Origin of the sequence: Vibrio sp. 10N.222.49.C9 (genome assembly GCF_041474985.1) — a bacterium.
GTDB lineage: Bacteria > Pseudomonadota > Gammaproteobacteria > Enterobacterales > Vibrionaceae > Vibrio > Vibrio crassostreae_C.
Map to the genome: position 1 here is coordinate 122,176 of NZ_JBFRVD010000018.1, position 20,776 is coordinate 142,951.

The window sequence follows — 20,776 nt, forward strand, 5'->3', positions numbered from 1 at the left end:
CTCGTATTCACTACGACCCAATTACGCATAAGAACGTCGGTCAGCAAACTGCATTCAGACCGAGAGAGAGGCAACGTGAACAACTGGGAAAACTTCCTGAACTTACATGAGAACCGTATGGCACCGCGTGCATACTTCTTCTCGTACGCATCAGAAAAAAATGCAAAAACGTTTCAGCGTGAACTGAGCAGCCACTTCCAACTATTGAGTGGCCAATGGAATTTCAGCTATTTCACCAATCCGCTATTGGTTCCTGAAGAGTTCTATTCTCAGGAAATGAGCGACTGGGGAAACATCACGGTTCCAAACATGTGGCAAATGGAAGGCCACGGCGATCTTCAATACACAGATGAAGGTTTCCCATTCCCAATTGATGTGCCTTTCGTACCATCAGACAACCCAACCGGCGCATACCAACGCTCTTTCTTCCTTGGCGAAAGCTGGGACGAGAAACAAACCATCATCAAATTTGATGGCGTTGAAACTTACTTCGAAGTTTACGTAAACGGCGAGTACGTGGGCTTCAGCAAAGGCAGCCGCCTAACCGCTGAGTTCGATATCTCTAGCCAGGTAAAAGCAGGCAACAACCTACTTTCTATTCGAGTGATGCAGTGGGCCGACTCTACCTACATTGAAGACCAAGACATGTGGTGGACGGGCGGTATCTTCCGTGACGTTTACCTAGTGGGCAAAGAACAGCTGCACGTTCAAGACGTTACCGTTCGCACTGACTTCGACGACGCTTACCAAAGCGCTACTCTGTCGTGCAAAGTGGAACTAGAAAACCTAGCAGCAGCGGTAAACGCAACCCTTGAGTACGCATTGCTTGATGGCAGCCAAGTTATCTCGCAAGGCTCAGTAGATAACTTAACTGTTCCTAACCAACAGACTGGTGGCAATGTAGATACTCAATTCTCTATTGATGTGGTTAACCCTGTTCAATGGAACGCTGAAAACCCTTACCTATACCAACTGTTGCTTACGCTGAAAGACGCTGACGGCAAGGTGTTGGAAGTGATTCCACAACGCGTTGGTTTCCGCGACATTAAAGTTCGCGATGGTCTGTTCTACATCAACAACAAATACGTGATGCTGCACGGTGTAAACCGTCACGACAACGACCACCTAAAAGGTCGTGCGGTTGGCATGGATCGCGTAGAGAAAGACTTGGTGTTGATGAAGCAACACAACATCAACTCAGTACGTACTGCGCACTACCCGAATGACCCACGTTTCTACGAACTGTGTGACATCTACGGCCTGTTCGTGATGGGTGAAACCGATGTCGAAACTCACGGCTTTGCTAACGTTGGCGACCTAAGCCGCATCACTAACGATGCAGCATGGGAAGCGGTGTTTGTTGAACGTATCGAACGTCATATCCACGCTCAAAAGAACCACCCTTCTATCATCATGTGGTCTTTAGGTAACGAATCAGGCTACGGCTGCAATATCCGCTCTATGTACGATGCGGCAAAAGCGATTGATGACACCCGCTTGGTTCACTATGAAGAAGACCGCGATGCTGAAGTGGTCGACATCATTTCAACCATGTACTCACGTGCCCAACTGATGAATGCCTTCGGTGAATTCCCACACGAAAAACCACGCATTATCTGTGAATACGCACACGCAATGGGTAATGGCCCAGGTGGCTTAACCGAATACCAAAACGTGTTCTACAAGCACGATGCAATTCAAGGTCACTATGTTTGGGAATGGTGTGACCACGGCATTCTAGCGCGTGATGAAGCAGGCACAGAATTCTACAAATACGGCGGTGACTACGGTGACTATCCGAACAACTACAACTTCTGCATGGATGGCCTGATCTACCCAGACCAAACGCCAGGCCCTGGCTTGAAAGAGTACAAGCAAGTGATTGCCCCAGTGAAGCTTCGCGATTTCGATGCACAAACCGGCACCTTCACGGTAGACAACAAGCTTTGGTTCTCAAACATCAATGACTACACCATCACTGCGGAAGTCCGCGCTGAGGGTGAAACCATTGCCGTGCAACACATCAAGGTTGAAGAGCTGGCTGAAAACTCTAGCCGTGAACTGACACTTAACTTGCCACAACTTGATGAGCGCGAAGTGTTTGTGAACTTTACCGTGCGCAAGGATTCTCGTACGCCTTACAGCGAAGCGAACCACGACATCGCGGTGTATCAATTCCAAGTGAAAGAGAACACAGCACAGCTAGAAGCCTTCACTAACAACAATGCGACAGCACTGAATGTGGAAGAGTCTCGTTTAGCTTACCTAATCAAAGGCCACAACTTCGCACTGAACTTCTCGAAAGTGAACGGCAAGCTGACGTCATGGTTGGTCAATGGCGAAGAGATGATTAAGTCAGAACCACGAATCAACTTCTTCAAGCCAATGATCGATAACCATAAACAAGAGCACGATGGTTACTGGGAGCCTGCACACTTGCAAATTATGCAGGAGCACTTCCGTAGCATTGACCTTGAATGCGTTAACGTTGAACAGGTAAATGGCAAGGTAGAGATCACCACCACCAGCATCATTGCTCCACCAGTATTCGATTTCGGCATGCGTTGTGAATATCGCTACCAAGTTAATGCTGAAGGCCAATTGAACGTTGAGCTAAGCGGCGAACGTTACGGTGAGTACCCTCATGTAATTCCTGTGATTGGTTTTGATATGGGCATCAACGGCGACTTCGACCAAGTCCAATATTACGGACGCGGCCCTGAAGAGAACTACCAAGACAGCAAGCAAGCCAACATGATTGATGTGTACCAATCAACCGTTGCAGACATGTTCGAGAACTACCCGTTCCCACAGAACAACGGCAACCGCCAACACGTTCGTTGGGCTGCGCTTTCAAGCCGCGCGGGTAATGGTATTGCAGTAAAACCACAGCAAGAAATCAACTTCAGCGCATGGTTCTACACCAACCAAAACCTGCACCAAGCACAACACACCATTGAGCTAGAGAAAAGCGGTTACATCACGTTAAACCTAGATCACCAAGTGATGGGCTTAGGCTCTAACTCTTGGGGCAGCGAAGTGCTCGATTCTTACCGCGTTTACATGGACGAGTTCCGCTACGGTTTAACTCTGATTCCATTCCAAGCAGGCGATTGCGATGCGCAGCACCTAATCAATCACAACTTTGGCGATGAGTTTTTTACGGTGAATGCACCAAAAGCTCAACCACAACTGAACGAGGCATAAGCGATGATCGTTTTAGAGAACTTAGAACAATTTAAAGTCGTCTACCGCGATGGTCGTAAATGGCAACGCTGTGTAGAAGCGATTGAAAACATCGGAAACATCAAAGATGGCGTGATGTATTCAATTGGTGATTCACTGGCTTACATGATTGAAGACGGTGTGGCTCGTAACACAGAAAACTTCACCGGTAATCGTCGTTACTTCGACGTGCACTACTACCTAGAAGGCCGTGAAACGGTTGAATTCGCAGCGAAATCAGAGCTAGAGCAGATCCAAGCTTATAGCGATGAAACCGACCGCGAACACCTAATGGGGAACGGTGAAACTCGTGAGCTAGCTGAAGGCCAAGTGGCGATCTTTGACAACAATCAGGCTTACCGTTTCCACGGTGATAACCGAGTTCGAAAAGTGGTACTGAAAGTGACCATTGAAGACGGTTACTTCCTCAATAAATAAACAATAACGCTATCTATTCACAGTATGTATCGAGCCTTGCCGTTCAAGGCTCCAACATGCTGAACAAAGCCTCAATGCTTCCTCCCTACAAGGAAGCATTGAGAAATAACGACTATAATTACGTGATTCCTCGGAGGACACTATGTCTGAATCTGTACGCGGTAAGTTAGGCAAATTTGCCCTACTCTCCATGACATTTGCAGCGGTATTTAACGTTCGCAACATTGTAAACAACAACATCGAATTGGGATTGAGTTCAGCCCCTATCTTTTTGCTCGCGACCCTTATTTACTTCATTCCGTTCGTGTTCATCATTGCTGAATTCGTATCAGCAAATAAAAATTCTGAGTCAGGCATGTATGACTGGCTAAAAAAACCACTAGGCTCAAAAGCAGCCTACCTAGGTTCCTTCCTATACTGGTTCGTAAACCTTTTCTGGTTTGTATCCCTGCTACCAAACGTAATCGCCTATGCGTCTTACGCGATGTTGGGCTATGAATACGCCTTCTCGCCAGTCGTCACATCGGCTATCTCGATTGCTCTGTTTGCTGCAGCAACTCACATCTCAACCAAAGGCGCGAGCTGGCTAGGTAAGATTGCCGAGATCGTGGCCTACGGTGTATTCGCTCTGTTTGCAATCTACGTTATCGGTGCACTAATGGCACTGGGCGGCAACCATGAGCCAGTAGAACCAATCACGCTTGAAGCAATGACACCGACCATCAACTGGGCAACGCTAGGTATCATGTGTTGGATCTTCCAAGCAGCCGGTGGTGCAGAAACCGCAGCCGCTTACCTAAACGATGTTAAGGGCGGTCACAAGTCTTTCATCAAGGTTATCATTGGTGCAGGTATCGCAATCGGCGCAATGTACGCAGTGGGCTCTCTTCTAGTAAACGTATTCGTTGCTCGTGATGAACTGACCTACGCTGGCGGCATGGTTGAAATCTTCACAGGTATGGCGAACTACTTCGACATTTCACAATCTCTAACGGGTCGCTTCGTCGGTATTATCCTATTCGTTGCTATGTTCGGTTCGATGATGATGTGGACAGCAGCTCCAGTAAAAATTCACTTCTCTGAAATCCCTAAAGGTGTTTACGGCGAGAAGACAACAGAGCTTAACGAACACGGCGTGCCAGTACGTGCAGCTTGGTGGCAGTTCGCGTTTGTATTCGTGATGCTTGTGGTGAACGGCTTCGGCTCTGAATCTGTACAAGACATGATGAATACAGCAATCAATCTAACAGCAGGTACCGCAATGCTACCGCCAATCTTCATCATGGTGGCCTACTTTGTATTCCGCTTGAAACACGACGACACACCGCGTGATTTCCGCATGGGTACTCGAGTTCAAGGTATTGCAGTAGTATCGGTACTGATTGGTATCTTCATTGTGAGCATGACAGCATCGGCATTCCCGACAGGTGTTGACCTTGTTCAAGCCTTCTTCATCAACGTCTTCATGACAGCGGTATTCTCTGGTATCGCATGGTGGTGGATCTCTCGCTTTGAAAAGAAGCAAGCAGGTAAAGAAGCAAAGCTAGAAACGGCTAAGCAGTCGTAATCCAGAATCTATACATCTAGTTAAAAGCGCCTTAATTGGCGCTTTTTTTGTTTTAAATCAGATAATTAAAATAAAAACCCCAAAAATAAAAACGGCGTTCCGTCAAGGTTTCAGTTCACGAAAAACACCAATTAATAGGTAATAAAACTCAAATAAAAACCAAGGTAAAACATTAACTAAATTTATTTACTCAAGGTCACATATTTGATCAATTTCGATTAACTTCCCGCCGCTTAATCTTTAATCTTCTTGCTGAAGAGACAAACTGATTCATATAAAGAAAGCGACAAAAAAGCCCCTACACGCCTTATAAATCGTCGCTCATGAAACAAGCAATCTCTTCAATGAACTTCTTAATCTTTAACTCTTTGTTTTGGTAATAAGTTTACTGAAATACCAAAGAAAAAAATCCCAAAGAAGTCCGATCGTAAATCTATAAAAACAACAATGAGCCAACCCTGACAAAACAAAGCGGGTGTTTGCCAAACCAACATAACAATAAAAGTGCGGCCTAGAGCTTCCCTCTCTAGGACCAAGTTATAACGATCATCAACGTGATTCACCGGAGAACATCATGTCCGAAAATAAACGCAGTACGATAGGCAAATTTGCCCTACTGTCTATGACCTTCGCGGCGGTATACAGCTTCAATAACATCATTAATAACAACATCGAGATCGGCCTTTCCTCGGCTCCGATGTTCTTTCTAGCAACCATCTTTTACTTTGTGCCATTTTGTTTGATCGTTGCAGAGTTTGTGTCACTGAATAAAGACTCTGAAGCGGGTGTTTACTCTTGGGTTAAAAGCTCTCTAGGCGGCCGCTGGGCGTTTATTTCAGCTTACACCTACTGGTTTGTTAACCTGTTCTTCTTCACCTCTCTGCTCCCTAGAATCATCGCTTACGCGTCGTATGCGTTCTTAGGTTTTGAGTACATATTCACGCCAATGACCACCGCAATTCTAAGTACTATTTTGTTTGCGGTCGCGACTCATATCTCGAATAACGGTGCGAAATTACTGGGCCCTATCACCTCACTAACATCATCACTGATGCTGCTGCTAACGATGTCTTACATCTTGCTATCTGGCGGTGCTTTGGTAGGCGGTATCGAGCCAGCTGACCCAATCACCATTGAAGCCATGACACCAAGCTTCAACTGGGCATTCCTTGGCGTAATCACTTGGATCTTCATGGCGGCAGGCGGTGCAGAATCGGTCGCAGTTTACGTTAACGACATCAAAGGCGGTCACAAGTCTTTCGTTAAAGTCATCATCATTGCCGGTATCTTCATCGGTGCGCTTTACTCGGTAGGATCTGTGTTAGCAAACGTGTTTGTTTCGCGTGAAGAGCTTAAATTCACAGGCGGCTCAGTTCAGGTATTTGAAGGGCTAGCAAGACACTTTGGCCTGTCTGAAATCTTGATGAACCGTTTCGTTGGTGTGGTTTCATTCACGGCGATGCTGGGCTCTCTGCTGATGTGGACGGCAACACCCGTTAAGATTTTCTTCTCTGAAATCCCTAAAGGTATCTTCGGTGAGAAAACGGTCGCTCTAAACAAACAAGGCGTTCCAGAGCGTGCGGCTTGGATTCAGTTCTTGATTGTGATTCCACTGATGTTCATTCCGACACTGGCGTCCGATACGGTTCAAGATCTGATGAGTACCATTATCAACATGACAGCTGCAGCATCGATGTTGCCACCGCTATTCATCATGATCGCGTACCTTAATTTACGTTTGAAGTTGGATCACTTACCTCGTGATTTCAGAATGGGCTCACGTATGACAGGCATTACCGTGGTCTCGATTCTGATCGGCATTTTCACTGTTGGCTTCTTTGCGTCAACCTTCCCAACAGGTGCTGACATCATGACCATCATCTTCTACAACGTAGGCGGGATTGTTATCTTCCTTGGCTACGCGTGGTGGAAGTACGGAAAATATGAAAAAAGCTTATCTCCAGAAGAGAAAAAACTAGAAGCAAAACCTGAACCGGCGAACGCTTAGTTTACCCTGCACTCTGATTTAAACTTCGGGCACTCTGACTTAAACTTCAGGCACTCACATTTGGTGAGTGCCTTTTTATTTGTCGGTACATTTCCACTAACCATCTCGATTAAATCAAAGCCATTCAAGAATCAAAACATTCGAACCAACAATCTAACCACCCATCAAACAATTCACCTCCCGAATACTTACAACCCTAGCCATACCTCTGCAAATTCAACTGAAAGTCAAAATAAAAACAAAGTAAATATTTACTAAAAATAGATCACACTTTTAAACTTAATTAATTTTAAACATCAAAATTATCATTAATATTGGTTTTGCGATCGTAAGTAACCTGACCAATACGCCTTGAAGAGCACCCCATATTAGAAGTCAGAACTGCTTGCGAACCTTCATTTATAACCCCGACACAGAAGTGATTAAAATGAAAAGTAGTTTTACTAAAAACACTCTTATTACAAGCTGTATTCTTGCTGCCTTAAGTACCACTGCCCACGCGGAAGAGTCCGCAGCAAACCACAGTGATACTCAGCCTCCTCAGACAGAAACTGAAACCCTATTTAACTTTTATGGTGAGCTTGGCCTTGGTGGTCACGTGGCACTCGAAGGTGATGATAAAGGCCGCTACGCAGACGGTACTTACATTGAAGCTGGCTTGGCTATCGAGCACGGTAATTGGTTTGGTCTTGCTTATATGGAGGGCTGGACAGTACAAGCCGATGACGAAGGCAATGCTTGGGCAACGGGCCACGGCTGGGGCGGTTTTGAAGGTGGTTTCAACCGCTTTTACGCTGGCTACCGCACAGACAATAAAACAGAATTCATGATTGGTCGTATGGACTCGTCACTGGATGACGTTCAATGGTGGGGTGACCCTACGGTTGAATACGGCTACGCGATCTCAAACACGCGAGACGTGCACCTTGGTGTGAAGATTCAAAACCTAGAAGGCAAGCTTCGCTACAGCGTTTCTTTCGCGCCAGAGTCTGACTTCTCGGAAGACGATGCTCTTGTTCACTTCGGTAAATACGACAGCTTCGCAGACCAATGGAAAGATAAGAACGCCATGGTCAATGGTTACCTTCAATACGATCTGACCGACGACTTAACCCTAATGGGTGGTGGTGAAGTTCGTAACAACGATGGTGGTGAACTATTGCTATTGGGTGCTGAGTACAAAAACTTCGCCACTCGTGTTTGGCACGATACAGATAAAGGCAACCAAGAGTCTTTCGGTAGCGAGTCTGGTATTCAAACCAGTGCATGGTACGAAGCGGCACAAGGCGTTTACCTATCTGCAGCCTACAACTACGCAAACTTTGACGGTGACAATGGCGACAAAGAAATCACCTCTTACATCAATGCTGGCGTTTGGTATGAATACGGCAACGGCGCGTTTGCGACTGCTTTCGATAGCCGCTTTGGCGTAGGCAGCGACACTGAAATCGGCGACGCTCAGGTGTTCGCAATGCAATACTTCTACTGGTAATAACAGGAATTGATCATGAAACTGAATAAATCATTCGCAGCTCTCGCTATCGGTGCAGCCCTTGTCGTTACTGGTTGTGCTTCAAACTCAATCTCTGGCTCAGGCTCTGACACAGAGCAACTGCAAGCCAACGAATTTAAGAACGTTATCGACCGTACTGGCTCACCTGAATACATGCGTGACTACGACTTCGATGACCACCAACGCTTTAACCCATTCTTCGACCTAGGTGCATGGCACGGTCATCTGCTGCCAGACAGTGCAGAAGGCATGGGCGGATTCCCAGGTACAGCACTGCTTACCGAAGAATATATCAACTTCATGGCTGATAACTTCGACCGCCTAAGCGTGTTCAAAGACGGCAAAAAAGTGGCTTTCACTATGGAAGCTTATAGCCTACCGGGCGCATTGGTTCAGACGCTAAAATCTGACGATGTGACCGTAGAAATGACGATGCGTTTTGCTTCAAACCGTACCTCTCTGCTAGAAACAAAAATCACTACCGACTCACCGGTTGAATTAGTGTGGGATGGTGAACTGCTAGAAAAGACGCACGCCAAAGAAGGCGTGGCACAAACCGACAAAACAATCGCTGAAACTTACCCTGAGTATGACCGTCAAATCGTCGCAACCGACGATGGCCTAAAGGTGACCTTCGGTAAGGTTCGTTCGACATGGGATCTACTGACTTCTGGTGAGTCTGAATACCAAGTTCACAAGTCGATTCCAACGAAAACCACGGTTGATGGTTTAGCGTTTACTTCAACGGCAAACATTGAAGCATCGACGACTATCTACACCACATACTCGCATGTTCTAACGGCAGAAGAAGCGCAAGCGGAACAGCCTGAAATCAAAAAGATCATGGCAAACCCTACCGACTTCTTAGCCGCATCAGCAGAACGTTGGGAAGGCTATCTTGAGATGGGTTTAACCAACCCGAACGCGACACCAGAGCAAGAGCGTGTTGCGGTTAAAGCGATGGAAACCCTAAACGGTAACTGGCGTGGCGCTGCAGGTGCGATGGAGTTTGACTCTGTGACACCATCCGTGACGGCGCGTTGGTTCTCGGGCAACCAAACTTGGCCTTGGGACACATGGAAGCAAGCCTACGCAATGGCTCACTTCAACCCAGATGTAGCGAAAGATAACATCCGCGCGATGTTTGCCTACCAAATTCAAGCTGACGATCCTGTTCGCCCTTGGGATGAAGGTTACGTGCCAGATCTATTGGCTTACAACCTAAGCCCAGAACGTGGCGGCGACGGCGGTAACTGGAACGAACGTAATACCAAACCAAGCCTAGCTGCATGGGCCGTGATGGAAGTCTACAAGACCACCAGCGATGAAGCTTGGCTAGAAGAGATGTATCCAAAGCTAGTGGCTTACCACGACTGGTGGCTACGCAACCGTGATAACAACGGCAACGGTGTTCCAGAATACGGCGCAGCACGCGACAAAGCACACAACACACCTGAAGGTGAAATGTACTTCACCGTGGTTCGTGGCGATAAACACGAAACAGTCGTAGGCCAAGCTGAACTGGATAAAGTGGTAGCAGAAGGCAACTACGATTACATCGAGAGCCCAGCTCAAACCGCTGCGTCTTGGGAATCAGGTCGTGATGATGCAGCAGCCTTCGGTTTCATCGATAAAGACCAGCTAGACGCGTACGTTGCTAACGGTGGCAAGCGCAGTGATTGGGATGTTGAATTCGCTCAAAACCGCGCTGAAGACGGCACTTTGCTTGGCTATTCATTGCTGCAAGAGTCCGTTGACCAAGCAAGCTACATGTACAGCGATAACAAGTACCTAGCAGAAATGGCTGACATTCTAGGTAAAGACGCAGAAGCGAAAGAGTTCCGTGAAAAAGCAGAGCACCTATCGAACTACATCAACACTTGTATGTTCGACGAAGGCACTAATTTCTTCTACGACATTCGCATTGAAGACAAACCACTAGCCAATGGCTGTGCAGGTAAACCTATTGTAGAACGTGGTAAAGGCCCTGAAGGTTGGTCACCACTGTTCAATGGCGCAGCAACGCAAGATCACGCTGATGCAGTTGTCTCTGTGATGAAAGATACGGAAGAGTTCAACACCTACGTTCCACTAGGCACAGCGGCGCTTTCTAGCCCAGCATTCGGCCCAGACATTTACTGGCGTGGACGCGTTTGGGTAGACCAATTCTACTTCGGCCTAAAAGGCATGGACAGCTACGGCTACCGTGACGATGCGATTGAAATGGCAGGCGCGTTCTTTGACCACGCCGATGGCTTGGTGCAAGACGGTCCTATCCGTGAGAACTACAACCCATTGAACGGTGAACAACAAGGCGCACCAAACTTCTCTTGGAGTGCGGCTCACCTGTACATGCTGTACAACGATTTCTTTACTGACGCAGAGTAAATCAAACCTATACCTGTCTTCTGGAATTCAATGAAAAGATAACCTCATAAATTTCCAGCTTTGGCACTCAGTTTCTCGCTGAGTGCTTTTTTATATCTGAAGTAACGTAAGCGAAAAACAAGCACTTAGACCATTTGGCCTACTATGATCCTTTTACTCTATTCGCTGCACATTAGCCTATATCACCACAATGGAAGCGCACCTGATAATGGTAATGCTCTTTCAATAATTTAAATTCATCATGGACACTTGGCGTCCACGAGTCATCACCGCCAACCCCCATATGGAAGCCATCCACATAAACAAACAGCTGTTCTTGTTCGGTTAAGTCACAAGTATGTTTTGCCTTCTGTAGCTGCTGTAACCCCAAACGACTGACTGAGAAATGGAAGTCTCCTTGCAATTCGAATGCGCCCACTTTTGCCTCACGAACATCACAACGCAAGCCGCAATCAGATGGGAAAATATAAGGGGTATGCATTTGTTCAATACTTTGCTGATATAGCCCCATATGTGCGGACATCTTTCGATCTGGGTAGTTTTCGTGTGGCCCACGACCAAACCATTCCACCCCATCAGGCACATGCTTCAAAGCAAACTCAAATCCGACTCGTGGCAGAGACGGCAAGCCTTTCGCCGCTTGACCATCCACATCTAATTTGACCTCACCATCGGCAAATAATTGGTATTGCCAAGTCGACAACAAACGAACCTGATCTTCCACCGTGTGGGCAATTCTTGCAGTCACCGACACCCTATTTTTCTGAGTGATGGATGAAAATTCGATGCACTCTGGAGTGAGCCTATCTAACCTCATAGCCTGCCAGCGTGCGATCCATGAATTGGGGTCTACACGGTTTGCTTCACTGACACCGATATCGTTGTCTAATGGTGCGCGATAAAAGTTATCTCGAAGGCCACTAGCAAGCTGTTCCACCCCTTTGATTTTCCAGCTTTCTAATGTCCCAGACAATCTGTCGAACTCTACTTGATAAGCATCACCAATCACCGTCAGCAGCGTGTCGGTTTCAGTCACTTTCGGTGGAAATTGAGAGAGGTTAGCATCCAACATCAATTGTGGTTGAGTAGGTAAGCTAAGCTGTTCAATCGCCGTCACATGACCTTTATCCGCCCATGCAGTATTGGTGTTTAATACCACTTCGAGATTAAGGTAATTAAGCGCGTTGGCCGTATGAGGAATCGTCACACCATTGAGCTCTATCTGAACACTCTCGCCCGCACCAACCATCAATTCGATACAACCATCGCTCATTACTACACCATTCTGAGTAACCGTCCAATTCAACGTTTCAATGCTGCTGGTCACAAATAAATATTCGCTGTGCACCTCTATCACCAGAGGCGAAGTCGAAACCAGTCTAAACTGATAAAACTGCTGTGCTTTTTTCACTTCATGTAGCGTTGGGTGCACCGTCCTGTCTGGGAATACCAAACCATTAATGCAGAACTGGCGATCATTAATCTCGTCGCCGAAATCACCACCATAGCCCCAATATTGTTTGCCGCTCGAATCGGTTTTGGTGATCCCTTGATCGACCCAATCCCAGATAAATCCGCCCTGTAATCTTGGGTTGTCTCTAAACGCCTGCCAGTATTTATCAAAACTGCCCAGACTGTTCCCCATTGCATGGGCGTACTCACAGAGAATAAGAGGACGATGCTCGTTTGGTAGAGCGATAGCTTTACGAATACCCACGCGAGGTGTCACCTCAGGTTGACTCTCAACCACAGGTAAATCCCAATCAACCCGCGCATACATAGGACATAAAATGTCTGTCGCTGCTGTATCTGCCCCGCCACCTTCATACTGAACGGGACGTGTTGGATCAGTTTGTTTCACCCATTGATACATCGCATGGTGATTGCGACCAATACCCGATTCATTACCCAGCGACCAAATGATCACGCTGGCGTGGTTTTTATCGCGCTCCACCAGCCTTGTCATTCGTCTCATGTACGCATTCAACCATGACGCATCATCGGATAAACGGCACATCGGAAATTGACCATGAGTTTCCACATTCGCTTCATCAACCAGATACAGACCATACTCATCACATAGTTCATACCACAATGGATGATTCGGATAATGAGCGGTTCTAACGGCATTGAAGTTATTTTGTTTGAGCAGTTTGATGTCTTGAATCATCCCCTCTCGAGTCATGGTGTGCCCCAATTCAGGGTGATGTTCATGACGATTGACGCCACGAATCAGCAACGGTTTTCCGTTAACTTTTAGCAAACTATCGGTAATTTCAACACTTCGAAAGCCGACATCGTAAGCCTCACAATCGATTAGCTCGTCATGTTCATCGAGCAATGACACCACACAGCGATATAAGTAGGGTGACTCGGCACTCCACTTGTTCGGGTTCACCACTGAAATGCGGTGTTCTGCGACTTCAGACCACGGCCCTTTTTCATCGACATAACGCTCACCAAAACCCACGATTTGAGGTTCGAAAACCAACTGTCCTTGAGCATCATAAAGTTCAGCTTTCAGCTTATAGCAGCTTTCTACATCATTGCTGTGCTTGGTTATTTGCGTAGAAATATTTAAAACCGCATCGCGATAGCAAGCATCTAGCTGAGTATCAATACCAACATCCTCGATTGCGACCTTGGGCTTTCTCAATAAAGTCACATCACGGAATATGCCGCTGAGCCACCACATGTCTTGGTCTTCAAGATAAGAACCATCAGACCAACGCAGCACCATCACTACCAGCGTGTTCTCGCCCGCTTGCAAGTATTCAGACACGTCAAATTCAGCCGGTAATCGACTGTCTTGCGAATAGCCAACCCACTTGCCGTTGCACCACAAATGAAATGCAGAATTCACGCCGTCGAAGGTCAGCCTATGGGTATCTAATAACTCCGGTTCCGTGCAGTTAAAACGCGTTCGGTAGAGCCCTGTCGGATTATCGCTAGGGACGAAGGGAGGGTTATCAGCGAAAGGATATTTCACATTGGTATAGATCGGTTTATCAAAGCCTTGCATCTGCCAGTTGCTTGGCACTGAAATCGACTTCCATGAAGAATCATCAAAATGTTCCGATACTACCTCTTCGCAAACCAACTCTGGTGAATCGAACAGCTGAAACTTCCAAGTCCCATTGAGAGACATAGTGCTCGACGAGTTCTTCGTCATAGCCTCAACCAACGAGGTGTAACTATTTAAAGGAGCATGAGCCTCAACAACATTATGATGGGTGATGTGTTGATTTTCCCACTCACGGGCAGAGATGATTTGAGAGAAAGTTCTCATGACGTGTTCCTTACCAAAAGCCGTTTAACGTGAACCATTGCAAGTGATGCTCAGCGCCTCATTGCGTTCAAACATTACGAACGCCAACTAAACAGCTCTTGCAATAATCCCTTAAGAGAAGAAAAAAAGCCGCAGCCAGAACAGCTGCGGCTATTGAAATATTACTTAAAGGTACGCTTGCTCACTTTATCGAGTTTTTTCAAGATTTTATCGATTCGTTCAGGGTGAACCATAAACTCTTGGAAGCCTTTCATGCCTTCTTTGGCCATCGCAGGATCAGTGTCTCGGTCATAGAATTGAGCCGTACCATCACTGGATGCCAACATCGCGACGCCTTTGTCTAAGAACGGGTCAGACTTCGCTTTAGCTTTGTTGTTGGTTGGAATCTGTAACAGCATCTCATTGATCAGCTGCTGGTTTTCAGCGCGAGCAACAAACTCTAAGAACTTACGAGCATCTTCTTTGTTTTTCGCTTTTGAAGGTATGTGCAGCGTATCCATTGGTGCATCTTCAGACATAGGAACACTTGGGTCGATCACCGGGAACTGGAAGAAATCCATCTTGCCATCCAACTCAGCTGGGAAGTTAGGCGTGATGAAGTTACCCATCAGGTACATCGCCGCTTTACCGTTGTACAAGAAAGGTTGAGCTTCTTGCCATGAATAAGACGCGTGGTTTTCTAGGAAATAGCCAGGTTCAACTAACTCCGCCCAATTAGCGAAGGTTTTCTTCACTCGCTCATCAGAGTAAGGCACCTGGCCTTCCATTAACTGAATATGAAAATCCAAGCCGTTAGTACGCATGTTGATGTAATCAAACCAACCTGCGGCGGTCCAAAGATACTTGGTACCAATAGCAAACGGCGCTACACCATTTTCTTTAAGTGTTGCAGACGCAGATTTCAAATCATCCCACGTTTTCGGCTCCGCAATTCCATATTGCTCAAAGATGTCTTTGCGGTAGTAGATACCCCATTGATAATACGTGTACGGCACACCAAACTGCTTACCTTGTACTGTCATCGCAGGCGCGGCAGCCGCAAAGTCTTGCTTCATGTTGTTGTCAGCCCAAATATCACTGACATCCTCAAACAGGCCACGGTCAACAAAGGCTTTCATTCGGTTACCCGCATACCAAAAAACCACATCCGGCGGCGAAGTGACCAGCCAATTACGAATCGTTGTTTTATACGACTCGTGATCGTACAAGTTGTACTTCACCGTAATATCTGGGTTTTCTTTTTCAAAGCGGTTAATGATCTCGCCCCACGCCTCTTTTGGCGCAGGATCAGAAGCATCAGAGTTGATAACGAGTGTTCCTGCAAACGATGTTGCAGACATGGAGGCAGCGAGCACTGCACTGGCAGCGATATGTTTCACGTATTTCATATTGAGGTCCTTGTTATGGAGCTAAGCTCTCTAAGTCCAATTCTTATTGTTTTATCTCGTAGGGTTGTTCGTGTTTTAGTTTCTCTTCAATGATTCATCCATTCGGGATGTCGGTAGCAATAACGACTTAAAGCCTTCGCTATTGCTAGATTCGTGTATCGATTCTTATCTCGTGATTTACCCTTTGGTCGCACCTAATGTTAGGCCTGCGATAAAGTGCTTTTGCATGGTAAAGAACAGCACTACCGGTGGGATAGCCGCGACCACGGCACCCGCTGACATAAACTGCCAAGACGCCAGCCATTGGCCTTGAAGTGAGCTCAGACCCGCAGTCACAGGACGAACATCATCACTCTGAACCAGTACTAGAGCCCAGAAGAAATCGTTCCAAATAAAGGTAAACACCAATACGGCTAACGCCGCTAAAGCAGGGCGAACCAGAGGGAGTACGACATGCCAGAATATTTTCCATTCACTCACCCCTTCAACACGCGCCGCTTCGATCAGGGCATCAGGGATCCCGACAATAAAGTTACGCATGAACAAGGTACAAAAACCGGCTTGGAAAGCGATATGGAAAAAAATCAATGCCCAGTGAGTGTCGTATAGACCGAGTCCAATCGTTAAATCACGAACTGGAATCATCAGAATTTGGAACGGAACAAAGTTACCCGCGATGAACATCGCAAAAATCCACACATTGGCTTTGAAGTTGTATTTAGCCAAGGCATAACCAGCCAGTGTCGACAACGCCACGGCACCAGCAACCGCTGGCAATGTGATGATTAAGCTATTGATGAGGTACTGCCCCATCGACGTCGAGGTAAATACTTGGGTGTAGTTTTCAATGAACTGAATCTCACTAGGCCAGCCCCAGTAGTTACCTTTGTTGATGTCTTCCATCGAACGAATTGAAGTCATCATTACGGCGATAAGTGGTAATAACCACATCACAATGGAAATAGGCAGTGCGACTCGGTAGCTAATGTTGGTAAAGCGACCTGCTTTTTGAATTGGTTGTGGATACATTATTTTTCACTCCTTAACATACGCCACAAGAAGTAAGCGATATAGATATCCATAATCAGGAACAACACAACGGAAACCGCCGCGCCATAACCCATTCGATAGTTAAAGATAGACTCTTCATACATCTGGTACGCAAGTACTGTCGAGCTGCCCCAAGGGCCGCCTGCCGTCATGGTCGCCACTAGATCAAATGAACGCAGGGCACCAATTACGGTGACAACCACGGCGATAAAGGTTGCGGGTCTTAACTGTGGAAGCACCACATACCACAACATGCGCCACTTCTTTGCACCATCAAGTCGAGCCGCTTCTAACTGCTCAGGATCGAGGTTATTCAGCCCAGTTAAATATAAGATCATGCAATAAGAGATCTGAGGCCATAAGCCAGCAGCGATGATTCCGTAGGTCACATAGTCTTCATCAGCAAGTATCGAAATTGGCTCGAAGCCAAGCGACCCGAGTGCAATATTGAAAAGGCCAAAAGAGGGGTCATAGAACCAAGCAAATACGAGGCCTACCACCACTTGAGAAATAACGAATGGGAAGAAAAACAGAGATTTTACGACACGAATGCCTTTCACTTGTTGGTTGAGGAAAAGGGCAATCGCCAAGCCACAGGGTGGCGCAAGCATAAAGAAGATCAACCAAAGAAAGTTATTCGTTAACGAAGTATAAAAAGCATCTGAGTCAAAAAGCTCACGATAGTTCTCAAGCCCCACCCACTCCTTTTCACCTAATCCATCCCACTCAAAGAAGCTCAGCCAAATACTGTCCAAGATGGGATAGATAACATAGAGAGAGAAGATAGCGATGGCTGGTGCCAAGAACAGCCAAGGCGAGACCTTGGAACTGATGCGCCTTTTCTTCTTCGCTGATGGGGTGCGATTTTCTGGGTATATCGTTTTCACAGATTGCTCCATTTCCCAAAATTCCTTGTATTAAAAGCTTGGTTTACTACTTGGTTAACTTCCATCTGAATTTATAAATCCCAATCAGTAGCTCAGCATTTATAATGATTACGTTCAAATATTAGGCTTATTGATAACATTACGCACAGTTATGTTTTATTTATGTAAACGTTTTCACAAAAATCAGTATAGATCGCGGGATTTATATGACGATGATCAATAAATCATGCGAGGCACCTAACAAATTTCTGATGAAAGCGTATGTTTTAAAGGCAAAGAGATGTAGTCCAACGAAGCAAGGAGAGAGCATGGCTGATATCAGCTTAAAAAAGGTCATCAAACGATATGGTGATATACAGACCATCCATGGTGTTGATCTAGAAATAAATAATGGCGAATTCGTCGTATTCGTTGGACCATCAGGTTGCGGAAAATCAACCCTCTTACGCTTAGTTGCTGGCTTAGAAGAAATCACTGAAGGCGAGATTCATATTGGAGACGATCTTGTTAACGATGTCGATCCTGCTGAGCGTGGTGTCGCTATGGTATTTCAATCCTACGCACTCTACCCACACATGACCGTGGAAGAAAACATGGGCTTTGGCCTCAAAATGAATGGCGTAGCGAAGGAAGTCGTTGAAAAGCAAGTCACCAGTGCGGCAAAAACACTCCAATTAGAGCCTTTATTGAAGCGTAAACCGAAAGAACTGTCAGGTGGGCAGCGTCAACGTGTCGCTATCGGTCGAGCAATAGTTCGTAACCCTCGCGTATTCTTATTCGATGAACCGCTCTCGAACCTCGATGCTGAACTTCGTGTCGATATGCGCTTACAAATCGCCAAATTGCACCAAGATCTGCAAAATACCATGATTTACGTCACGCACGATCAAGTCGAAGCCATGACGCTTGCAGACAAGATCGTGGTATTGAGAGATGGTCGTGTTGAACAAGTCGGTTCTCCACTCGATCTATACCACTCTCCACAAAATGAATTTGTGGCTGGCTTTATTGGCTCACCGAAAATGAATTTCTTACCGTGTGTTGTTAACAGCACCTCAGAAACGCACGCCCAACTCGCCGTTAACGGTGTCAGCCAAATCACCCTTCCCTTACCAAGCGATGGATTAAAAGAGGGACAAAGTATCACGCTGGGCATTCGACCTGAACATTTAGAGATTAACAGTGGCTCTGATATCACCATTGAATTTCAAAGTGAAGTGGTCGAGCGACTAGGGAACAGCACTTATATGTTTGGCCAGTCTTGTGGCGTGGATAGCTTTAAGGTGCACCTACCAGGAGACCAAGAGGTCACTCGATACCAATCACTTGAGCTGAGTTTCTCCTCAAAAGATTGCCACCTATTCGATGACCGAGGGCAACGAATTAACTAGACTTTAAAACGGTAGAGCTAGCTCGATGTCGCTAGCTTTGCCACTTTTCAAACTCACTTTCCGGTCGTTTCAAGCAATCACTTGCTTCCATTCTGATCCTCTTAATAGCTTATGAAATCTTACTCAAAAATTTCATCACTCTCACTGAAATATTGGGTTCTGAAGACTTATTCGAATTTTATTTATCCTTATTAGCCTTCCGGACATTAATTTGATAGTCGTTTACTAAATAATAGCTAAACTATAGTGTCGCCTACCCCTTTTTTGAGAAAACCTAAATGCCTAATGCTGATTCCACCCTAAACAAACGTATGGGAATCGTTGCGCTCACCTGGCCAATTTTTATCGAAGTTCTTTTAAGAACCGCACTCAACACCAGTGATGTATTCATGTTATCGGGATACTCGGACAAAGCCGTGTCTGCCGTTGGTGTTATTTCTCAGATATCCTTTTTCCTGATCATTGTCTCGACCATGGTCAGCAGTGGTACGGGTATTCTAATCGCGCAATACAATGGTGCTTCCCGCACTCAAGAGAGCGCTCACGTGGGTGTAGCAAGTATCATTTTGGCCATTATTGCCGGTGTGCTACTGAGTGTGATTGCCGTTCTTGTTGCTGAATATTTTATCCCGCTTTATCAACTCGAACCTCAAGTCGAACAGTACGCGCAAGAATACCTGTTCATCAGTGGTGCTCTCACCTTCAATGTAACCATAGGTGTGGTTCTCACCACTATTTTGCGCAGTCATGGCTATTCAAAGTCACCGATGGTGATCAATATGATTGCAGGTGTCATCAACGTATTCGGTAACTACTGTGCCTTATATCAACCTTTTGGTTTGCCTGTATACGGCGTGCAAGGGGTTGCGACCGCGACCGTCATTAGCCAAGTAATCGGAATGTTGATCTTGATTGGTGTGGTCAGAAGCAAAGGGATTTATCTACCAGTGAAGCAGTTTAAATCTGTGCCGAAAGCCATCTATCAAAAAATCATGAAGATCGGCTCGATGAACGCTGGAGAAGTGCTCTCTTATAACATGGCTCAGATCAGCATTACCTTCTTTGTAGTGCAGATGGGTACGTCTTCACTGGCTGCGTTTACTTACGCACAAAACATCGCTCGCCTCTCTTTTGCGTTTGCACTGGCAATTGGTCAAGGCAGCCAAATCCAAACAGGCTATTACATTGGTAAGGGTTGGATCGACGAGATTACCAAGCGCGTGCAACGTTACTTTGTGGTTGGCTTTATCGCGTCAACCGCGATCACCTGTATGGTGTATGTGTTCCGTTTCATAATTCTCGATCTGTTCACGCAAGATCCAGAGATCATTGCGCTAACGGCGGCACTGATTGCAGGTTCCATCATTCTTGAAGCTGGACGAGTATTTAACCTTATCTTTATCTCTTGTCTAAAGGCTGCTGGCGACATTAAATTCCCGATCAAAATGGGCATTCTCAGCATGTGGGGCATTGGGGTTGCCATGAGCTATTTGCTTGGCGTGCATTGGGGTTATGGCGTATTGGGTGCTTGGATGGCAATCGCGATGGACGAATGGTTCCGTGGAATCATCATGGCCTATCGCTGGCGAGCTAAGAAATGGACTCGATTCTCTTTTTAGACTTTTTAGCCTT

12 protein-coding genes are annotated in these 20,776 nt (G+C 46.2%); 8 read left to right on the forward strand and 4 right to left on the reverse strand.

Annotated features, from left to right (window positions below):
- Positions 1-75: 75 nt before the first annotated feature.
- The 6 genes from ebgA (at position 76) to ygjK (ending at position 11,139) form a co-directional block, all read left to right on the forward strand.
- Entirely contained in the window at positions 76-3,207 is a 3,132-nt protein-coding gene (gene ebgA, locus AB4585_RS07040; protein ID WP_372154705.1) for a beta-galactosidase subunit alpha, read from the forward strand.
- 3 nt (positions 3,208-3,210) lie between these two features.
- A complete protein-coding gene (locus tag AB4585_RS07045) occupies positions 3,211-3,663 on the forward strand; it encodes a beta-galactosidase subunit beta (RefSeq protein ID WP_017066026.1) in 453 nt (150 codons plus the stop codon).
- A 142-nt stretch (positions 3,664-3,805) separates the two neighbouring features.
- Entirely contained in the window at positions 3,806-5,230 is a 1,425-nt protein-coding gene (locus tag AB4585_RS07050) for an amino acid permease (protein ID WP_372154704.1), read from the forward strand.
- A 574-nt stretch (positions 5,231-5,804) separates the two neighbouring features.
- Positions 5,805-7,238: an amino acid permease gene (locus AB4585_RS07055; protein ID WP_017069519.1), complete on the forward strand. Its 1,434-nt coding sequence runs from the start codon at positions 5,805-5,807 to the stop codon at positions 7,236-7,238.
- Positions 7,239-7,665: 427 nt separating this feature from the next.
- Positions 7,666-8,730 (forward strand): protein YgjJ, encoded by a 1,065-nt coding sequence (ygjJ, locus tag AB4585_RS07060; protein WP_004734431.1) that lies wholly within the window; start codon positions 7,666-7,668, stop codon positions 8,728-8,730.
- Between the two features lie 15 nt (positions 8,731-8,745).
- Entirely contained in the window at positions 8,746-11,139 is a 2,394-nt protein-coding gene (gene ygjK / locus AB4585_RS07065) for an alpha-glucosidase (protein ID WP_372169457.1), read from the forward strand.
- A gap of 172 nt (positions 11,140-11,311) precedes the next feature.
- On the opposite strand, the gene AB4585_RS07070 is transcribed toward ygjK, so the two are convergent.
- The 4 genes from AB4585_RS07070 to AB4585_RS07085 form a co-directional block, all read right to left on the reverse strand.
- Complete coding sequence (locus AB4585_RS07070; RefSeq protein ID WP_372169458.1) at positions 11,312-14,428, reverse strand: beta-galactosidase; 3,117 nt, start codon at positions 14,426-14,428, stop codon at positions 11,312-11,314.
- Between the two features lie 161 nt (positions 14,429-14,589).
- Positions 14,590-15,816, reverse strand: coding sequence for an ABC transporter substrate-binding protein (locus AB4585_RS07075; RefSeq protein WP_372154702.1), 1,227 nt, complete (start codon positions 15,814-15,816; stop codon positions 14,590-14,592).
- 177 nt (positions 15,817-15,993) lie between these two features.
- Positions 15,994-16,845, reverse strand: a complete 852-nt coding sequence (locus AB4585_RS07080) for a carbohydrate ABC transporter permease (protein WP_050649668.1) — start codon at positions 16,843-16,845, stop codon at positions 15,994-15,996.
- The gene (locus AB4585_RS07085) at positions 16,845-17,765 is read right to left on the reverse strand and encodes a carbohydrate ABC transporter permease (protein WP_050619981.1); all 921 of its coding nucleotides are present in this window, start codon (positions 17,763-17,765) and stop codon (positions 16,845-16,847) included. Before AB4585_RS07085 ends, AB4585_RS07080 begins: the two co-directional genes overlap by 1 nt.
- A 296-nt stretch (positions 17,766-18,061) precedes the next feature.
- Between AB4585_RS07085 and AB4585_RS07090 the strand changes: the two genes are divergently transcribed.
- The gene (locus AB4585_RS07090; protein ID WP_136973744.1) at positions 18,062-19,144 is read left to right on the forward strand and encodes an ABC transporter ATP-binding protein; all 1,083 of its coding nucleotides are present in this window, start codon (positions 18,062-18,064) and stop codon (positions 19,142-19,144) included.
- Positions 19,145-19,422: 278 nt separating this feature from the next.
- A complete protein-coding gene (locus tag AB4585_RS07095) occupies positions 19,423-20,763 on the forward strand; it encodes an MATE family efflux transporter (protein ID WP_372169460.1) in 1,341 nt (446 codons plus the stop codon).
- Positions 20,764-20,776 lie beyond the last annotated feature (13 nt).